Raw genomic sequence first — 17,592 nt, 5'->3', positions numbered from 1 at the left:
CATGACGCAACCAAGCAACTGGATCTTAGCAGAGGAGTTCGGACAGCACATGAGCGCAACGTTGGGAAAGGATCAGACGACAAACGGTGCGCTTGGACTTCCACAATCCGTCGTCGTCGCGTTGCTCAGAGGCCGGCACGCTCGCAAGGGCGGCACGACGCCGCGCAAGCGCGGCCAGAACCTCTCAAAAATCGCAGCGTCTTATACGCGTGAAGAAATCCTGACGGAGCCGGGCATCGGCCCACGGAACGCCGATCGCATAGAGACGTGGCTAGCGACACAGGGCTTGGGATATCGTTGCGAAAAACGCTTCTAAGCGTGATATCCTGCAGCGCGATACGCAATCCAACGTCTGTGACGGAGATGCTGCTCAATCCTTTTGCTTGGCGGCGCCAATCCCAGAAAGATCGACACGAATTCCCGCACGGTTCGGATCGGACTCTCGAGCCGGCTGATCCGCCGCCGGCTTTGCGAGCTCGATACTGGGTGCAACCTTATTCGATTCCACTTGCGGTGCGCCGGTTGGACCGGGATCAGGAGCTGAGAAAACGCCGATGCCTTCGAACGTGCCGGTCCGCCAGGCCATGATGGCATCATCCACCGCATTCTCGTTCTCGGTGCCATACCATTTCACAACGATACGATAGACCTTCGCGAATAATGTCGTTCCCATACGGAGGTTCTTGCAGGGATCCACAAGATCGGCCGTGAGTTGTTCAGGATCGGTTACGCCGACGCCGGCTGGATATTGCGTCAGACCGACGCGCACAACGGCGTGGCCAACATAGCGGCGCAGGAGCGCAAGAGCTTCGTCGGGTGTTTTCGTCGGGGGCACGAGTACGACACGATCGCCGGCACGCACCGCAATCGCGCGCGGATCGGCCGACCCCGCCGCGGCAATGAACTTTTCGACGATCGCGGCCTTCAAACTCGGATCGGCGCATTGTTGAATCAGGGCTGCATCGATCATCACCGTCTCCTCACTGGTTGAACGCCACCACGAGCGGCACGGCAAAGAGACGAGCCCATGCCTCGACGTTCGCACGTTGAATCCTGATGACGGATGTCCCCGTGGTCCACCAGCCGTTGCCAACTCCGAGTATCATATCGGGCGCGAGAAGCATCGAGTGCAGCACGGGCCAGATCAGGAGTTGTTCGTAACAGATGAGGGGTGCGATCCGACGCCTGTGCGAGATCACCGTCGGATTGGCGAAAAGATGCGCCTGCGCGCTGCCGCTCTCGCCGTTCCACAACAACCACGGCTGCCACATCGAAACCGGAATCGGCATCCGCTCATAGTAAAGAGTTCGTGCCTGCCCTGCGGTGATCTCGATAAGGACATTGTCGTAGCCGTCCCGATCAATGACGGCCGCACCGGCGATGACAACGATGGGCGTCGTCCGCAACGCGTCGCTCCAAAACCGCGAAACGGTCGGCGTCCAAAGACCCAGGGCGCTCTCCGGCAATACAACAACATCGACGCCGGCCTCCGCTTCGCGCCGAACCAGCGTCAGCAGGGCGCGTTGGGGCTCAAGATCGCCCGCGTGCCCAAGCGATGCCCCCATCGCCGTATCGACACCGAGCCAGCCCCCCGGGGCGGGCGGCGAGGTCCAGCCGACTGCAGACCAAATCCACGCTCCAATAATAATGACGGATACAATCGGCCAGAGCCGGGTGGTGAGGGCGAGCATGGCGGTAGCGACCGCCGCCAAGCCTATCCAGCCCCACCCCGGCAAGAGAGCGCCAGCTGCTGTCAACGGGTGCGCCCAACCGACAATCCCGAACGGAGGCACGGCCATCAGGGTACTGGCAAGCGCGAACCGCCCCACCCGCCCCCATCCCGGTGCCGACCACAACAAGCCATGGATAGCGACGAACACGGTCGCGGCTGCGATCCAGAGCGCTCCACCCAAGACGATGCTGGAGCCGTAGAACGTCGCCACCCCCTGAGGCAGGCCACGTGACGCCGCCAGGAAATAGGCCGCCGACACCATGATCGCGACCGCGCGGGTACGTGCGGCCCCCCAGAGCGCCGGGAAGGCCAAAGCGAGAGGCAGCGCCATCGTTATGCCGCTCCACCCCAGCGTCCCGGAGGCAGCCGCGCCAGCGATCAGCGCGCCGGCCTGGACCACGTCACGGATCGAATGTGGCGATTGGCCGGGCGAGACCGAGGAGTCCTCCGTCGGGCACCGGCCCAAAGTAGCGCGAGTCATAGGAGCCTGCGTAGTCGGAGTGAAGATACAGATGTCCTGGGGGTACGATGCTGCCTGAATAGGGGTTGAGCGCCCGCCCCTCAGCGTCGGCAAGGCGGATGCAGGAATGAGCGAGCGCGTGACCATCAATTGTTACCGATCGCGCGATATCGATGTGTTCACCGCCCACGGCCGCGACCCTCTTGATGAGCGGTCCAGCACCACCAGGACAGAGACCGGAACGCAGGTATCCACGGTCGAGCCCAAGTGCGAGGCCGGGCCCCGGCGGCATACAGATGAAGACAAGGTCGCCGACCGCGATCGGGCCGTTCGTGCGAACGATTTGCCAGAGACCGAGGGGATAGCTCGGGGTCGTATTCACGCGCAAGCCACCCAGCCAGCCAAGCCCGGCAATGCCGGCGACGGCGCCCAGGCCGAGTCCCAACGCGGACACCGCGCCTCGAGGTCTCATTTCATGGCCATCCCACGGCTCTGGACCTGGCGCTGGCTTTCCACTCGCTTCGCCGCCTCTGCCGATTGCTTCTGATGAGCGGCGAGATGCTGCCCTGCACGCATCAAGGGCCATGCCGCCGCGAGCGCAGGCTTTTCATTTTCTCGCAGTCTGGCAGCCGCTACATCGAAGGCGGCGCCCTTAGGCTCTTTCGCGCGATTGTGCAGAAACGCTCCTTCGCCGAAGCGCTCTGCCACAGCTTTGTTGAACCCTTCGATCTCCGCACTGACCATCTTGTCAGAGAGTGCGAAGGCCAACGCATTCGGAATGTCGTTGCGGTCGATGGCGTCGCGAATACGCTCCAACACCAGCGTCGCGGCCGGCGATAGGGCCGGCACATCAATGGTGACACGCAGCCTTAGCGCGCGCTCCTCAGCATCGTGTTTGCGTGTGGCCTCATTACGCAATCGCGCATACCGCTCGATGTCGCGGCTCAGCGCGGCGACATTGGTCTCGGCCTCGTGGCGCTCCCGAGCGGCGGCTTGCCCGGTAAGGATACCCTTCGCACCTCGCAGGTCCCCGAAGCTCTCCGGCTCTTTGGCCAGGCGATTGAGCGTTGCCTTTCGCATTGCAGGATTGTGCAACACCGCGTCGAAGTTCATGGCCTTGAAGGCCACCTCCGGATTTGAAAACACGAGCGCGAAGCGGGCGGACATGTCCTGCCACTGCTTCCTGCACGCCGGATCGGCGACGATCTTGTCCTCGACCGACTCGGCGATGGATTTCGGCCATGTGGTAACGCCGGGCACCATGGGAGCGATCTCCTTCTTCCGTGAGAGGGGTGCAGTATGATGGCGGTCGAGAAGACCAAGATGGGCGCCAACGGCGCGCAGGCGCGCTGCCAGTTCATCAAACCGCTGCCTCTGTCGACGTGCCCAGTCCAGGCGGTCTGAGATGAGGGTGCGCGCGGCGCGCATGACGTGGAGACCGCGATTTGCGGCAAAGCGCAGCGCATCTCGATAAAGGCCGCCGCGCTCGTAGTCGAGCGTCGTTTCCTTGGCGTTGCGCTGTGACAGCAGCGGGACCAGACCCCCAGCTTTCCCGAAGGATCGGCGGCCGTAGTACAGCGCGACATCCTCGCGGTGGCGGGTCAGCGCCACGTAGGTCAGGTGCTTGTCAAGCGAGAGGCTCGCGAGCACCTTCACACGGTCGACAGTCGCGCCCTGAGCCTTGTGAATCGTGGTCGCGTAGCCATGGTCAACATTGCGATAAAAGCGCTGGTCGACCTCGACTCGCCTGCGATGTACACCCTCCCCGATCTCGGCCGTAAACCGGCCTTGCGCCGCCTCGACTACGTGCCCGATCATCCCGTTCTTGACGCCGAGAGACCCCTCATTGCGGAGAAACACGATCTGATCGCCGGCCGCGAACCGGCGCTCTCCGTCCTCGGTACGAAACGCGTGGCCAGCGTCAACGAGGCCGCGTGACACGAGGCTGGCGCGGGCCATCTCGTTGAGCGCGCGCACGTCACGACGCAGATGCGCCAGGATCAAGGTCGACTTCTTCGGATCGTAGTCTCGGCTCCAATCATCGATCAACGAAGTCACGGCCTGGGCCTTAAGCTCGGAGCCCATGACGCGTCCGTAATGACGGTACGCCGCCAATGCCTTACCGACCCGGCCACGCGCGAGATCGAGCGAGGCGTCGCGCATCCATTGCGCCTTTTGGCGGTAGATCGTCTCGAGCTCCGCGTAACCGATACGGTCGACCAGGGCACGGAATGCCGCGCCAGCTTCAATCGGTTGGAGCTGCTCAGGGTCGCCGACCAGGACCAGCTTGGCGCCCGCACGCGACACGGCTTCGACGAAAGTCGCCATTTGGCGCGAGGCAACCATGCCCGCCTCGTCGAGCACGAAGACCGTCCGGTTATCGAGGACCGATCGGCCCTTGCTCCATGCGAGCTCCCATGACGCCAGGGTGCGTGACGCGATCCCCGCTTCTTTCTCGAGGCCCTCCGCGGCCTTGCCCGCCAGCGTGCCTCCCACGACACGATAGCCGGCGGCTTCCCATACTTCGCGGGCGGCGCGCATCATGGTCGTCTTACCGGCGCCAGCACGCCCAACCACCGCGGCCGCGCTCCCCGCTGCCGTGATATGCTCGATTGCCGACCGTTGCTCACCCGAGATCATCGCATGGCGGCTCAAGACCGCGTTGCGGATCTTGTCACTCACACCGAAGCTGCTCGATCCCGACAGGCTCACTGCACGTTTTGCCATGTCCGCCTCGACGCGGATCAGCTCGCGCGTGGTGTAGCGCGCCGGCCGTCTCGCGCCGTTCGCGAAGTCGATCCCTTCACGCTCGAGGCGGATCGCATCCGGGCTTTGCAGGATGCGCGCAAGGAGCATCGCGAACGTGCCGGCGTCGTCGACATAGCGATGCAAAACCTTTGCAACATCTCGCTCGTCAAATACGCTCTTCTCGCGCGAAACGATGTCAAGGACGATCTCCGGGCGGCGCATAATCCGCTCAGCCGAGACCTGCCGTTGGTCCTCGAACAGGCGTAGCCGATCGAGGTCTGGCCCCCGCCCCTGACGCCTGGCGCGGCGCTCAATCGCTTTCGCGGCAACGCCGATATGGGTGGTCGGAACAACGTCGATGCCGCGTTCGGCATAGGATCGACCATCCACGCGCACATCGAGACCGGCCAGCGCAAGATGATGGTTCTGAAGGTCAATCCATCCCTGCCGGACCGACAGAAAGTCGTTCTTGTCGCCGGCCCAGAGCTTATAAACGATCTTGCCGGTTCGGCCGCGCAGCGTCGCACCGTCCTCGCCCACGACGTGCACCCGCTTCGGCCCAAATCCATCTTCCGTGAGTGGGCGCAGACTCGTCATCAGATGCACATGGGGATTGCCCGGATCATCATGATAGACCCAGTCCGCAACCTGTCCCTTGGATAGAATGTGCTCGGCAACGAACTGGCGCATGAGCGCCACGTTCTGCGCGGTAGTCAGCTCGATCGGCAGCGCGATGATGTATTCCTTGGAGAGCTGCGCGTCTGATCGCTTTTCGAACGCTTCGAGCTTGTTCCAGAACGCCGCGGAAACCTCGGCAGCGGAGCGCGTAGCCATCATCGCACACGCCCATTGCGGGGCATCCGGCGGCAGAACAAACTCGTCATGCACCATGTTGCGCTTGCCCGTGTAGTCGACAACGCGAGCTTCGGCCTCATAGGTCATTTTCGCGCAATGGCGATACGCGGCTGCCAGCACCGCACTGCGGCCATCTGCGCGGCTGATGATTTGCGGCGTGAAATGCGTGATGGCCAAGGCGGCAGTCCTGTACGAATGACGACACAGCACGTCCGGAGGGAACGGCGGCATCCTTCCGGATGAGCAGAACTACGTCGCGCCAGCGACGTATTACTGCGCCCTTGGTCCGCTCCTTCGGACCGGCGGGATGATCTCAGGAAGTGTCGGCTTCGCCGACCCGTCAAATTTGACGGGGTGCGCTTCGCGCATTTCCCGTCAATTCTCCTTCGCGCACAGCGCGTAAGAGCAAGAGAGAGATCAACCGGAATGAAAAAGCCGTCGCGCCAGATACGAGAAGAAATCGCCCGCCTGCAGGATCAGCTCAAGGCCGCTGAGACCCGCGAGGCAGAGCGCATCGGGCGGCTGGCTTTGAAGGCCGGCCTTGGCGATTTGGAGATTGAGGAGGATGCACTCTTGGCCGCGTTCGAAGAAGCCGCCGCGCGATTTCGCAAGGCTGGCGGCGGATCGAAGCCGACTCGCGCCGCGCCTGCGTCTGAGCCGCCTGGCACGAGTGCGGGCAAGGCTTCTGAGGCTTGAGCGAATGGAACGCACACGCCGCAGCGACGACCGTAAGAAAGACACGCGGGAGAAGATCCAGCTCGGCGGACTGATCGTGAAGGCAGGACTGCGCTACGAGAAACGCGCGGTTCTGCTTGGGATGTTGATCGACGCAGGAGGGCGGATACGCGCGAGCGAGAACGAACGCGAGCGGCTCGCGGCGATCGGTGCGGAGGCCTTCGGTGATGAGCGCGAATAAGGTCGCCCTGTCGATCGTGCCTTCGGCGCTGATGATCGGCGGCATGGTCGCGCTGCGCGGTCATGAGCAATGGCTCGCAAGTTTAGGTAAGACGCCGCAGGCGGCACTCCTGCTGGGCAGAACCGGCATCGCCCTGCCCTATCTGGGCGCGGCCGCAATCGGGTTAGTCTTCCTGTTCGCGAGCGCCGGTGCCCGCGCCGTACGAGCTGCGGGCTGGGGTGTGGTTGCCGGCGCTGGAGCGGTCATCGGCTTTGCGGGTTGGACGGAAGCGATCCGCCTTCTCGGGTTCGTGGACCGGGTCCGCAATGGATCGGTTCTTGCCTATACCGACCCCGCCATGCTCATCGGCGGCCTCGCAGTTGCAGGGTGTGGACTTTTCGCGCTCCGGGTGGCCATGAGCGGCAATGCGGCGTTCGCCGCGGCCGCGCCACGGCGGGTCTCCGGCCCACGTGCCATCCATGGTGACGCGCAGTGGATGACGATTAACGAGGCAGGCCGGCTCTTTCCGGACACAGGTGGCATCGTCGTTGGGGAGCGCTATCGGGTCGACAAGGACGTTGCCGGAGATCATGCATTTCAGGTCCGCGACCCGGAAAGCTGGGGTACAGGTGGCCGCGCGCCGCTATTGTGTTTTGATGCGTCCTGGGGCTCGACGCACGGCATCGTTTTTGCCGGCTCGGGCGGCTACAAAACAACGTCCGTGACAATCCCGACCGCGCTCAAGTGGGGCGGAGCGTTGGTGGCGCTTGACCCATCTGCCGAAGTCGCTCCGATGGTCATCGGCCATCGCCGCAAATTCGGGCGCGACGTTTTCGTGCTGGACCCCAAGGCACCGGAAATCGGCTTCAACGCACTCGACTGGATCGGTCGGTTTGGCGGAACGAAAGAGGAGGATATTGCCTCGGTCGCGTCATGGATTATGACCGACGTGGCGCATACTCACTCTGTCCGGGACGATTTTTTCCGCGCCTCGGCGCTGCAACTCCTGACGGCCCTGATTGCCGACGTCTGCCTGTCCGGTCGCACCGAACCGAAGGATCAACACTTGCGCCAGGTCCGAGCAAATCTGTCGGAGCCCGAGCCGAAACTACGGGAGCGCCTTCAATCGATTTACGACAACTCCACATCGAAGTTCGTCAAAGAAAATGTCGCTTCGTTCGTCAACATGACGCCCGAAACGTTTTCGGGCGTCTATGCCAACGCGGTCAAGGAGACGCACTGGCTTTCTTACGAGAACTATGCCGCGCTGGTCTCCGGCAACAGTTTTGCCACCGACGAGCTCGCCGCGGGAGCGATGGACGTCTTCATCAACCTCGACCTGAAGACGCTGGAGAACCATCCGGGACTTGCACGGCTCATCATTGGGTCGCTGATGAACGCCATCTATAATCGCGCTGGCGACGTCGCCGGCCGCACGCTATTTCTGCTCGACGAGGTGGCCCGACTTGGCTTCATGCGCGTGCTTGAGACGGCGCGAGACGCCGGACGAAAATATGGAATTACGCTTCTGATGCTGTTCCAGTCCATCGGCCAGATGCGCGAGGTGTATGGCGGGCGTGACGCCGCATCGAAATGGTTCGAGTCGGCCTCATGGATGTCATTCAGCGCAATCAACGACCCCGAAACCGCCGAATACATCTCGCGCCGCTGCGGCGATACAACGGTCGAGGTCAGCCAGATCAGCCGTAGTTCGCAGGCAGCCGGTTCCTCTCGAACACGCTCGCGCCTGCTGTCCCGTCGACCCCTGATCCTGCCGCACGAGATTACCCAGATGCGGAGCGACGAGCAGATCGTCTTCACTGCTGGCAACCCGCCACTGCGGTGTGGCCGCGCCATCTACTTCCGCCGCAAGGAGATGACGGCGAGCGTCGCCGCAAATCGCTATCAGGCGGCTTGATGACGGTCGGCGCGCGAGAGGAAATTAATCCACGCCGGCCGTGCAGGAAATCGGGACGTTCCTTGCCTGATGACGCCTTCATCGCAAGATCGACCGGCATCTGGTCGGTTGAACGCATAAGAGGGGAGCGCTGATGGGATTTGGAAGACCTGTCAGGAGACCGCTCGGATTCTTCGGAGGCTCCACCACCCGGAGGCTGGCGACCATCGTGTTGGTTGTCATCGGGATCGTGATGGTGATCGTCTTCATCAACGAAGGAAGCCCGCCTGCATCCCCGCAACCACACATCATGGCGAGATCCGAACAGACGCTCGCGGCCAACTTCGTGATCTGTGGGGAGGGGCCGCGCATCGATTGTGTGGTTGACGGCGACACGTTCTGGTATCGCGGCGACAAAATCCGGATCGCCGACATCGATGCACCGGAATTGAGCCCCCCTCGCTGCCAGCGCGAGGCAGAACTTGGGGAGGCAGCGAAGCGGCGATTGCGGGTATTGCTCAATGCTGGCCCCTTCACCCTCGCGGCCGTCGAGCGCGACCAGGATCGCTATGGTCGCAAACTGCGCACGGTGTCACGAGGCGGACGATCGCTCGGGGACATGTTGATCGCCGAGGGACTGGCGAGGCGTTGGGGCGGACCTCGCCAAAGTTGGTGCGGCGGCTGATGAGAGAGGAGCCGGACACTGGATCGCGAGAGGATCGTAACCCGGAGGGCGGAGACCGCCCTTGCGGGCTCCGTTCGCGCAGCGAATAGAGCCGTCCGCCGAAGGCGGCTCGCCCAAACCTCTACTCACCCTCAAATGTCGATAGCCGCGTCGATCATAATTTTGAATCGGTCAGGCCACTTTGATTCAATTTTCTAATTGGACACTGCGATGCTCGCGACCGAGACTCGTGGGATGGCCAACACCTCCACAACTCCGCGCTTGCTTCGACGGGTCGATCCGGCGCGGAACATGGCGCGCTTTTATACCATCGCGGTATTACCGACATTGTTCGGAACGCATTCCGTCATGCGATGCTGGGGACGCATCGGATCGAAAGGACGGCAGCGGATTGATCTGTTCGAATGCGAGTCGGAGGCTCAGTACGCTTTCGACCGGCTTTTGCAAGCCAAGTGCCGGCGAGGCTATCGCGAATGTTGACGGCGGCAAGGTCCGTGTCGATCTGCCAGAAGATGTACGATCGAGCCTATCGCAAGGCCGGACGGTCGATCCGTCCGGCCTCGCGGCTGGCGCAGGATGAAACCCTCCTATGACGGAGGGAATTCATTTCGCAAGAGAGCATCTTGAGCATTGAGCCGAGCGTCCAACTCGGCGAGCGCGGCGTCCAACATCGCCTTGGTCTCGCGGTACTCCTTGCGGTCGCAGCAATTCCGCAGTTCCGCGCGCAGCTCCTCGATATGCTGTTCCAATATCATGTGTCGTCTCCTTGAGTTCGTGTGAAAGATGACGACGTGGATCGTGACGGTACGGGTGGGTCGAGACCCGCCGCCAGGCGGCCGGCAGAGCCGGCGCGCGGAGGAACCGATTTTGTCGGAGCGCAGCGGAGGCAAAATTGGAGGCGCCGCGCGGTCTCGTACGCGCCCGTAGCGGCATGATATCCTCGGAGGAACTGAGCAGAAGTCTTGGGTCCTGGCCGATAAACGCCGGCGGCGGGCTCGATGCCCGTCGCCGGCGTCCGGGAGCGCAGAAAAGTGAGTCGACCCCGCACAGGGGAAGGCCCCGCCTCGCGGCGGGGCCTTCTTGCGCGGTCTCAGTCGCGGCTCGGGCGCGACCAGATAAGCGAGTAGCCTTCCTCGCCCTCGATCTCGACCAGGGTGGCGTAGATGGCAGCCGGGAAGCTCGGGTCGTCGAGCTTGACCGAGTGGTATTCGCGGCCCGTGTCCTTGTTCTTCTTCTTCCAGACGGCACCGAACTCGATGTTGGCGCCTGCGAGGATGCGGAAGTCCGGAGAGTTTTCGGAGGTGCGCTCGACCGGGACGATCTTCGCCTTGACCGTGCCGAGAGCAAGGGTCTTGACGGTGCCGACGAAGCCATTGCCGTTGACGGTGAAGTTGCCGATGGTAGCCATGTTCGTGTCCTCTTTCGTTTCTCGGGCCGCGACCATCGCGACCTCGATGGCTGTCGTTGACCGGGGGCGATCGGGCCGCACCCGAAGGGCCGAAACGCAGTGGAGGACGGCCAGGACGAGGCTTTCTTGCCTCGCGAGGAATGGACGCGCAGCGGCCAGGGGAAGAAAGCGGAGGGCGGCCGTTGCGGTCTTGAGATCGAGGCGGAGCGCAGCGAAGACGGACCTCGGTCAGACATGCCAAATCGAGGACGCATTGGGCGCATCAGGCCGAACGATCAGGACACGTTGCGGCGCTCGGCCCAAACCTCTGCGTCTTGGCGCCGGTGCCAAAATTGACGACGACGCGCATGCGACAAGGCCGATCTCCGGAATTGACGCTCCGGAGCGCTCTCGGCTGACCGATCGTGCCGCTACCATGCAGGTGTCGCGGGAAAGATGACTCACAGGGCATGGGCCGCTGACATCTCGGCCGGCGCATGATCCGCCGGGGCCAAACGTTGCCGCCAGTCGGAGGTGAGCCGGGAAGAATTGACTCTTCGAGTCGCCGCACCGCAGATCGTGATACGCGAAGAGGGCCCCGCCGCGAGGCGGGGCCTTCGCGAAATTTGCCAGAGGCGAGCAATTGCGCGCGATATGCGCGAGAAGGAACTTCCTCGAATGCCCTGACATGTGCTGCGCGACTCCAATTAGAGCAGCAAGCATCATGCGGCCTCTCGCACTGTATCAGACAGTGGCTGGAGGCTGTGCAGGTACGCGACCGCGCGCTGAGCATGCGCGGCCGCGGAGAAGATGAAGCGCTTGTCGTTTGATAGCACCTCGAGCCACGAGGCCAGATAGCTCGCATGATCCGCCCGAGGTTCAAGCTCGGGCACAATGCCAAGGTCCGCGCTGAGGAAACATGCGCCGAGATCGGCGATCAGCTCTTCGCGTGCGCGTTCACTGCGATCCTTATGATAACGACTGAGATCACGGTTGAGTCGCTTGGGAGCACCGGTCCAGTGAACGCATTCGTGCCCGAGCGTCGCATAATAAGCTGGCGGATCGCGAAACGTCTCGAACGGCGGCATTTGCACGGCGTCGATCGATGTCGCGTAATAGGCCTTATCACCGCCATGACGAATGTCCGCGCCTGTTTGCTCAAAGAACCGGTCAACGTGAGCGACGCGCTCGATCGGACATGGCTTTGGCTCGGTAACGTGACCATAATAGTGGTCTGGCAGACCGTCGATCTGGTCAACACAGAATACCGTGTAGGCCTTCAGGAACGGGATATCCTTCTCGACCTCGTCGCCATGAGCGTCCGTTTCCGTCTTGGTGAAACGGCTTGCGTAGACGACAAGGCTGCCTGTCTCACCCTTTCGGACATGCGCGCCGAGCTCCAGTGCTTGCTTGAATGTCATCCAGATCGGCGATCGAAAACCTCGTGCAACCGCTTCCGACCAAAGCAAGAGGACGTTGATACCCGTGTAGGGTTGCCCGGTATGGCGCAGCGGTCGTGTGATACGTCCGGCCATGTTCGGCACACTCCAGGGTCTGACCCATGGGCGGACGCCACGCTCAAGATCGGCAACGATGCGATCGGTGATTCGCGCGTAGATATCGGCGCGCTGCTTCTGCTCTTTCCTGCTCATTGTGAGGACCTCCGTTTCGGAGGCCGCGCCCATCGCGGCCCCTTCCGGGGTCCGCCGCCGGGCACAAGGACCGCGCACCCGCCGGCATGGCCATCGAGCGAGCACAGTTCAATGAGGCCAAGGGCCGAAGCGCAGCGAAGGACGGCGACGCCGTTGCGCAGGCCGCCGGCCCGGCGCAGGACCGTGAACCGGAGGGGCCGCTGGGCCGACCGATTCTGCTATTTTCGGTTCTGCATTTTGACGGGACTTCTCATCCGGGCGACAGACGCGATGCACTGCGAGTAGCCGGATAGCGATCGACGACATCGGAGCCGCAGCGCGATTCGCACAGCGCGCAAGGGCTTCTTTCTTTAGTCCCGATCCCCCGAATTCCGCACTTCATCGTGCGGCTGATCTCGCGCGGGGCTATTCTTGTGCCGGTTCGACGCGATTCGGACGGATCGCTGCTTTCGTTTCGAATCCCGGCAGAACGGGGACCATCTCAGATGAACCAGGCCGCACACAGATTCGAGCTCGCAGCAACGCCATCAATTCCGACCCTGCCGCATAACATCGAAGCGGAACAAGCGCTGCTCGGCGCGATTCTGATCAACAACGCCGCACTCTTTCGTGTGTCGGACTTTTTGCGATCGGATCACTTCTTCGAGCCGCTTCATGGCACGATCTTTGACATTATGTCGGGTCTCGTCAGCGCCAACAAAGTGGCAAGCCCGATCATCGTCAAGACCTTCCTTCCCGGCGGCCTGAACGTCGCCGGGCTGTCGGCGTCGCAATATCTCGCCCGCCTTGCGGCCGAAGCGACGACAGCCATCAATGCGGTAGATTATGGCCGCACCATCTACGACCTCGCAATCCGGCGTGAGCTCATCAATATCGCGGAAGACCTGCGTAGCGCCGCCTTCGATGCGGCCGTCGATTCCGCGCCGACAGATCAGATCGAGCTCGCGGAGCAACGTCTTTACGAGGTCGCGGAGACCGGACGTTTCGGGGGCGGATTCGAAAGCTTCGATACCGCGCTCGATCACGCGATCGAGCGCGCGGCACAGGCCTATCAGAGCGACGGGCAGTTATCCGGGCTACCGACCGGACTGAAAGACCTCGACGCAAAGATGGGCGGCTTGCAGCCATCCGATCTCATCATCATCGCGGGTCGCCCGGGAATGGGCAAGACATCGCTTGCGACGGATGTCGCGTTCAACGTCGCCCGCGCTTATGAGCCCCCGACTGATACTTCCGGCAAGGCCGCCGCCGGCGGCATTGTGGCCTTCTTTTCGATGGAAATGTCTTCGGAACAACTCGCGACGCGCGTGATATCCGAGCAAGCGGAGGTGTCGTCGTCGCGGATTCGCCGCGGAGCCATTGACGAAGGCGACTTCGAGCGGCTCGTCGAACGCCGGCGGAACATGCGGCAACTGCCGCTCTACGTCGATCAGACCGGCGCGCTCACGGTCAGCCAGTTGGCCGCCCGCGCACGCCGGCTAAAGCGCCAGCGCGGTCTTGACCTTGTCGTGGTCGATTACATCCAGTTGATGCAGGGCCGCTCTCAACGTGCGGCACAAAACCGCGTCCAAGAGGTCACAGAGATCACGACCGGATTAAAGGCTTTGGCAAAGGAGCTTAACGTTCCGATCATTGCACTCTCGCAGTTATCGCGGCTCGTCGAAAACCGCGACGAAAAGCGGCCACAACTTTCAGATCTCCGAGAATCGGGCTCGATCGAACAGGATGCTGACGTCGTCCTGTTTGTATTCCGTGAGGAATATTACCTGAAGAATAAGGAGCCTCGTGCGGGCACTGAGGATCATGTGAAATGGGAGGCTGAGCTCGACGCTGCGCGCGGCAAGGCGGAGATCATCATCAGCAAGCAGCGTCACGGGCCGACGGGCACGGTGCTGCTGTCGTTTCAGGGTGAGTTCACGCGTTTTGCAGATTTGGCGGACGAGCGCGGTTGAGAACCGTCCGACGGGAAAGCCGACATGAAACAAGGCCGCTCTTTTGGAGCGGCCTTGTCAGATCGAGAGAAGCGAGTGGCGGGGCCGAAGCCCCGCCAGCGACGTCAACCGAACGCCGCCATCTGGAGTTCGGCGGCCTTGCGGCTGACGGTCTCGCCGACGTGCTCGGACTGACGCTCGAACGGCTTCCAGCTCTCGCCCACGACATGCTCGTAGGCTACGACAGCGCCCTCGGCCGCCATGCGAAGAGCGTGGGCTTGAATGGCGACCTCGGCGGCAAACTCGCGCTTGCGCTGCGCCGCGGAATCGAAGCCGACAGGACCGTCGAGGTCTTCGTCACGTGCATCGTTGGCGAGTCTCGCCGTCGCCTCGCGCGCCTCGGTGACGGCGCGGCTGTAGAACTGGCCAGCGCCATGGGCCGAGCCGACATACGACCCGACGATGCGCTGAAGGTGGATCTGCATGGCGCGTTCGCTGAGACCTTCCTTGAGTGCGTCTGCGGTCTCGACGATGAGCCTCTCGTGCAGATCGCGGATGCCGTCGCTATCGAGAACCGCGAGGCCGAAGCTTTCGGCGATGCGGGTGGCCTGGGCAGCATCCGGGCTGGCGAGCCGGACCATTTCGAGGGTAGTGCCGCGGCGGAGCGGGATAACGCGGGCGCTAGGGCGGGCGGCGCGAGCGGTCTTGGTCATGGAGAAGTCCTTTCCTGGTTCGCCGTCGGGTTCAATCCGGCACCTGCCGGACCCCCCTTCGGGTGCGGTCGCCCGACGCCGCCGGAGTGAGGGCCGGTTCAAGGTCCGGCGACTGCCAGGCGAGCGAGGTCCGGTTGCGGACAAGCGGGGCTCTTGCCCTGCGCAGGCCGCGACTGGGCCTTGCCGAGATCGGCGGTCTCCGGTCGCTTGCGACTTGGCCTTGAATCGGACCGCCGGCGGCGTAGACCGCAACAAACCCGAGGGGGCCCGACAGGGTACGGGCCACGCCGGCGATACCGGACAGGACGTGACCGGACCGCGGAGCCCGCCCGATGCAGCGACCCGTCCGCTCGTTCTGGAAAGACACCGATGGGAGCCGCTCGCGAGGCCACTGTGGCAGCGTCGCTCACAAGCTCGGCCCGGGCGAGATGCCGCGACCACAAGATTCTCGCGCGCAGGCGAAGCGCGCCGGCGGGAGTCAAGGATCGGCGACGGCGCGGGTCGTGCACCTGACGCGCAATGCCGTCAGGGCGGCATCCTCCCGGGCGAGCTGGCCTGTCAGCGCGTCGATCTCCGAATGCCGCGCGAGCGTCAGGTCGGCGACTAAGGCCTGATAGGCACATTCGTCGACACCGGTCCAGGCGTGCGCGCCGCGCCGGCCGCGCCGTCGTTGCACGCGCGCCGTGATCGTCATTCGCTCCGCGCGTTTGGCGATCTGCCGCTCGATCACGCCGAGTTGACGTTGCGTGCCGCAACGCGCGTCCGCAATCCGAGACAGCAAGACGCCGATGTCAGTCGGACATGTCATGGCCGCCGCTCCGCCGGCCATGAAGGGAATGCGGTTTCGTTGGGCTCGTAATCGCCGGACGTCACGACGGGCGCGATCGATTCCGAAAAATTTCCGGCGGCGATAGCCCAGTCGATCAGCGATGACTGCGGACCGGCGTATTTCCGCATGTTCTCGGTGAGGATGCCGTGCAGCACATCGGCAACCTCGCCCTCTGGATCAGTGTTCGCCTCGATAAGAAGACGCACCGCGACAAGATAAGTTGTCATCGCAATGGCTCCTTTCGCGAGCGAGAGAGGCTTTGCGATGCGGGTGCACGGATCGAGAGCAGAACTGCGCGCTTCCAGCAATCCGCGCCGGTAAAATGCCGGCGTAATCTCGGGTGCCACACCACGAGCTGGTTATTGTGGTCATCGCGTGCCGGCTTCCAGCCGAACGCAGCGGCGATGATTTTCCATGGCATCGCCGCCTCCTATGGTTGCCAGCCGACAAAGCTCGACAGACCGCCATAGAGAGAGTGCCGAGTCTCATCGATGACGAAGCCGAAGCGGCCGACCTGATATTCGTCCGCGGGAACGAGAAAGCGGCGCTCCTCAGTACCCGGACCGCGTTTGCCGCCCAGCGTGGCGACGACCTCGACGAACCCTTTTCGGTGCTCGGATGTGATCGCGGAAACGACAATCCAGTCCGCGGCATGGTCACGCTCGAACGTGCGGCGATCCTTCTCGTGAGATTCGCCCGGCAGAAGCGAGCGGCCATGGATCGCTTCCCAAACGTCCGGATACCAGTCGCGAATGGTCTGCTCGGCATGGTGGCGTTCGTAGTCCGTGAACAGCTCCGGAAACGCCTGGGCGACGGCGGCCCAGGCGGAATCTTCCTCGTACCAGCCGCCTCTTGTGCGAAGTGCAGGGTGTACCTTCGCATTGTGGGCCGCATCGAGATGGAAGCCGCCGTGACCGGCTGTCGAATGACAGACGACGCCGTCGGCATAGACCGTCGCACCCTGCGAGGCACCCCACGGCGTGTTCGCCGTGGAGTGTATTTCGCGACGGCCAAGTGCCGCGCGTTGCCTCAGATGCTCGGCACTTTCCGCGACGCGCGCGCGGAAGGCGGCTTCGTCGGCGACCTCGCCGCTTCGGCTATAGAAGTCAGCGTGCGCCCATTCTTCCATCGGCTTGTACAGCAGCCAGGCCGATGCGAAGTAATAACGGCCGCTGTGGCCCGGCAGCATCGCGAAGGCATAGTCGCCGATCCTGGCAGCGAGAAAATCTTCGCGGGTCCGGGCAAACAAAACCCCCGGCGAATCGGGGGTTGTAGGGCTGATCGGATCGGGGGTGCGTTGCGTCATGCCGCCCTCCCTTCGCTCGATGCCGTCGCGGGATCGTCGCCGACGACCTCGTCCAGGACCGCGTCGGGATAGCCATGGCTCTTGAGCCATGTTTCGGCATCCTCGCGATCGCACGCGAGGTAAACGAGTTCGCCGCTCTCGCCCGCACGGCTGAACACACGGACAGAGCCGATCGCAGGCTGCTCGATGACGCGAAAGGTCAACTCGCTGTCGACCGAAAAGGTGCGATACACGCGCAGGACGACGACACCGCCGCCGCCATGGTCGGCTTCATGCAGCGTGAAGTTCGCTGGCAGCACGGTGTTGCCGACGCATTTCTCATTCTGCTTGCGGGTCAGCCGCCCGCGGCTGTTGCGGCTTTCCCACGCGGCAAGTTTATTTCTGAAGCGCGCAGGCGGCCGTGGCGTGCCGTCCGAGAACTGAATCGTCGCGCCGAGTGGCGCGTGGTCGAAGATCGATCGTGCGGACATCATGTCCTCCTATTTCCAACGGTGAAAACGAA

The 17,592-nt window shown here is 63.1% G+C and carries 19 protein-coding genes; 7 read left to right on the top strand and 12 right to left on the bottom strand.

What is annotated here, in order from left to right; translation table 11 throughout:
- Positions 1–49: 49 nt before the first annotated feature.
- Positions 50–316: a hypothetical protein gene (locus OCA5_RS17620; protein WP_013913807.1), complete on the top strand. Its 267-nt coding sequence runs from the start codon at positions 50–52 to the stop codon at positions 314–316.
- Positions 317–370: 54 nt separating this feature from the next.
- Here the strand turns inward: OCA5_RS17620 and OCA5_RS17615 are convergent, their stop codons facing one another.
- The 4 genes from OCA5_RS17615 to traA are packed head-to-tail and all read right to left on the bottom strand — an operon-like array spanning position 371 to position 5,972.
- On the bottom strand, positions 371–970 hold the full coding sequence (locus OCA5_RS17615; RefSeq protein WP_013913806.1) for a TraH family protein: 600 nt from the start codon (positions 968–970) through the stop codon (positions 371–373).
- A gap of 10 nt (positions 971–980) precedes the next feature.
- Positions 981–2,132: a conjugal transfer protein TraB gene (locus OCA5_RS17610; RefSeq protein ID WP_013913805.1), complete on the bottom strand. Its 1,152-nt coding sequence runs from the start codon at positions 2,130–2,132 to the stop codon at positions 981–983.
- A 1-nt stretch (position 2,133) separates the two neighbouring features.
- Positions 2,134–2,664 carry a conjugative transfer signal peptidase TraF gene (gene traF, locus OCA5_RS17605; protein ID WP_013913804.1) on the bottom strand — a complete coding sequence of 177 codons (531 nt, stop codon included), beginning with the start codon at positions 2,662–2,664 and terminating at the stop codon, positions 2,134–2,136.
- Positions 2,661–5,972 carry a Ti-type conjugative transfer relaxase TraA gene (traA, locus tag OCA5_RS17600; protein ID WP_013913803.1) on the bottom strand — a complete coding sequence of 1,104 codons (3,312 nt, stop codon included), beginning with the start codon at positions 5,970–5,972 and terminating at the stop codon, positions 2,661–2,663. Before traA ends, traF begins: the two co-directional genes overlap by 4 nt.
- A 249-nt stretch (positions 5,973–6,221) precedes the next feature.
- On the opposite strand from traA, the gene traC reads away from it, so the two are divergent.
- The 5 genes from traC (at position 6,222) to OCA5_RS17575 (ending at position 9,752) form a co-directional block, all read left to right on the top strand.
- Positions 6,222–6,491, top strand: a complete 270-nt coding sequence (gene traC / locus OCA5_RS17595; RefSeq protein ID WP_013913802.1) for a conjugal transfer protein TraC — start codon at positions 6,222–6,224, stop codon at positions 6,489–6,491.
- 4 nt (positions 6,492–6,495) lie between these two features.
- Positions 6,496–6,711 (top strand): type IV conjugative transfer system coupling protein TraD, encoded by a 216-nt coding sequence (gene traD / locus OCA5_RS17590; RefSeq protein WP_013913801.1) that lies wholly within the window; start codon positions 6,496–6,498, stop codon positions 6,709–6,711.
- Entirely contained in the window at positions 6,698–8,608 is a 1,911-nt protein-coding gene (gene traG / locus OCA5_RS17585) for a Ti-type conjugative transfer system protein TraG (RefSeq protein ID WP_013913800.1), read from the top strand. Before traD ends, traG begins: the two co-directional genes overlap by 14 nt.
- A gap of 133 nt (positions 8,609–8,741) precedes the next feature.
- A complete protein-coding gene (locus OCA5_RS17580) occupies positions 8,742–9,272 on the top strand; it encodes a thermonuclease family protein (protein WP_013913799.1) in 531 nt (176 codons plus the stop codon).
- Between the two features lie 210 nt (positions 9,273–9,482).
- Entirely contained in the window at positions 9,483–9,752 is a 270-nt protein-coding gene (locus tag OCA5_RS17575; RefSeq protein WP_340622491.1) for a WGR domain-containing protein, read from the top strand.
- 107 nt (positions 9,753–9,859) lie between these two features.
- Here the strand turns inward: OCA5_RS17575 and OCA5_RS19330 are convergent, their stop codons facing one another.
- The 3 genes from OCA5_RS19330 to OCA5_RS17565 all read right to left on the bottom strand — a co-directional run bounded on the left by OCA5_RS19330 (position 9,860) and on the right by OCA5_RS17565 (position 12,311).
- The gene (locus tag OCA5_RS19330) at positions 9,860–10,027 is read right to left on the bottom strand and encodes a hypothetical protein (protein WP_013913797.1); all 168 of its coding nucleotides are present in this window, start codon (positions 10,025–10,027) and stop codon (positions 9,860–9,862) included.
- A gap of 335 nt (positions 10,028–10,362) precedes the next feature.
- A complete protein-coding gene (locus tag OCA5_RS17570) occupies positions 10,363–10,716 on the bottom strand; it encodes a DUF736 domain-containing protein (protein ID WP_013913796.1) in 354 nt (117 codons plus the stop codon).
- 665 nt (positions 10,717–11,381) lie between these two features.
- A complete protein-coding gene (locus OCA5_RS17565; protein ID WP_013913795.1) occupies positions 11,382–12,311 on the bottom strand; it encodes an ArdC family protein in 930 nt (309 codons plus the stop codon).
- 485 nt (positions 12,312–12,796) lie between these two features.
- On the opposite strand from OCA5_RS17565, the gene OCA5_RS17560 reads away from it, so the two are divergent.
- Positions 12,797–14,263 carry a replicative DNA helicase gene (locus OCA5_RS17560; RefSeq protein WP_013913794.1) on the top strand — a complete coding sequence of 489 codons (1,467 nt, stop codon included), beginning with the start codon at positions 12,797–12,799 and terminating at the stop codon, positions 14,261–14,263.
- A gap of 104 nt (positions 14,264–14,367) precedes the next feature.
- Here OCA5_RS17560 and OCA5_RS17555 read toward each other — a convergent pair whose 3' ends face one another.
- From OCA5_RS17555 to OCA5_RS17535, 5 genes are all read right to left on the bottom strand, one after another.
- Positions 14,368–14,955 carry a hypothetical protein gene (locus OCA5_RS17555; protein WP_013913793.1) on the bottom strand — a complete coding sequence of 196 codons (588 nt, stop codon included), beginning with the start codon at positions 14,953–14,955 and terminating at the stop codon, positions 14,368–14,370.
- A 478-nt stretch (positions 14,956–15,433) separates the two neighbouring features.
- Positions 15,434–15,763, bottom strand: coding sequence for a hypothetical protein (locus OCA5_RS17550; RefSeq protein ID WP_013913792.1), 330 nt, complete (start codon positions 15,761–15,763; stop codon positions 15,434–15,436).
- Positions 15,760–16,011 (bottom strand): hypothetical protein, encoded by a 252-nt coding sequence (locus OCA5_RS17545; RefSeq protein WP_013913791.1) that lies wholly within the window; start codon positions 16,009–16,011, stop codon positions 15,760–15,762. The genes OCA5_RS17550 and OCA5_RS17545 overlap by 4 nt, the downstream gene beginning before the upstream one ends.
- 203 nt (positions 16,012–16,214) lie before the next feature.
- On the bottom strand, positions 16,215–17,090 hold the full coding sequence (locus tag OCA5_RS17540; protein ID WP_013913790.1) for a DUF7007 domain-containing protein: 876 nt from the start codon (positions 17,088–17,090) through the stop codon (positions 16,215–16,217).
- The gene (locus OCA5_RS17535) at positions 17,087–17,560 is read right to left on the bottom strand and encodes a hypothetical protein (RefSeq protein WP_013913789.1); all 474 of its coding nucleotides are present in this window, start codon (positions 17,558–17,560) and stop codon (positions 17,087–17,089) included. Before OCA5_RS17535 ends, OCA5_RS17540 begins: the two co-directional genes overlap by 4 nt.
- Between the last annotated feature and the right edge of the window lie 32 nt (positions 17,561–17,592).

Source organism: Afipia carboxidovorans OM5, assembly GCF_000218565.1.
GTDB lineage: Bacteria > Pseudomonadota > Alphaproteobacteria > Rhizobiales > Xanthobacteraceae > Afipia > Afipia carboxidovorans.
The sequence above is the reverse complement of the archived record's forward strand: the minus strand, read 5'-3'. Positions and strand labels throughout refer to the sequence as shown.

Coding starts and splice junctions, on each gene's coding strand:
- OCA5_RS17620 (WP_013913807.1), top strand. CDS start 50: ATGAGCGCAACGTTGGGAAAGGATCAGACGACAAACGGTGCGCTTGGA.
- OCA5_RS17615 (WP_013913806.1), bottom strand. CDS start 970: ATGATCGATGCAGCCCTGATTCAACAATGCGCCGATCCGAGTTTGAAG.
- traF (WP_013913804.1), bottom strand. CDS start 2,664: ATGAGACCTCGAGGCGCGGTGTCCGCGTTGGGACTCGGCCTGGGCGCC.
- traC (WP_013913802.1), top strand. CDS start 6,222: ATGAAAAAGCCGTCGCGCCAGATACGAGAAGAAATCGCCCGCCTGCAG.
- traD (WP_013913801.1), top strand. CDS start 6,496: ATGGAACGCACACGCCGCAGCGACGACCGTAAGAAAGACACGCGGGAG.
- traG (WP_013913800.1), top strand. CDS start 6,698: ATGAGCGCGAATAAGGTCGCCCTGTCGATCGTGCCTTCGGCGCTGATG.
- OCA5_RS17580 (WP_013913799.1), top strand. CDS start 8,742: ATGGGATTTGGAAGACCTGTCAGGAGACCGCTCGGATTCTTCGGAGGC.
- OCA5_RS17575 (WP_340622491.1), top strand. CDS start 9,483: ATGCTCGCGACCGAGACTCGTGGGATGGCCAACACCTCCACAACTCCG.
- OCA5_RS19330 (WP_013913797.1), bottom strand. CDS start 10,027: ATGATATTGGAACAGCATATCGAGGAGCTGCGCGCGGAACTGCGGAAT.
- OCA5_RS17570 (WP_013913796.1), bottom strand. CDS start 10,716: ATGGTCGCGGCCCGAGAAACGAAAGAGGACACGAACATGGCTACCATC.
- OCA5_RS17565 (WP_013913795.1), bottom strand. CDS start 12,311: ATGAGCAGGAAAGAGCAGAAGCAGCGCGCCGATATCTACGCGCGAATC.
- OCA5_RS17560 (WP_013913794.1), top strand. CDS start 12,797: ATGAACCAGGCCGCACACAGATTCGAGCTCGCAGCAACGCCATCAATT.
- OCA5_RS17555 (WP_013913793.1), bottom strand. CDS start 14,955: ATGACCAAGACCGCTCGCGCCGCCCGCCCTAGCGCCCGCGTTATCCCG.
- OCA5_RS17550 (WP_013913792.1), bottom strand. CDS start 15,763: ATGACATGTCCGACTGACATCGGCGTCTTGCTGTCTCGGATTGCGGAC.
- OCA5_RS17545 (WP_013913791.1), bottom strand. CDS start 16,011: ATGACAACTTATCTTGTCGCGGTGCGTCTTCTTATCGAGGCGAACACT.
- OCA5_RS17540 (WP_013913790.1), bottom strand. CDS start 17,090: ATGACGCAACGCACCCCCGATCCGATCAGCCCTACAACCCCCGATTCG.
- OCA5_RS17535 (WP_013913789.1), bottom strand. CDS start 17,560: ATGTCCGCACGATCGATCTTCGACCACGCGCCACTCGGCGCGACGATT.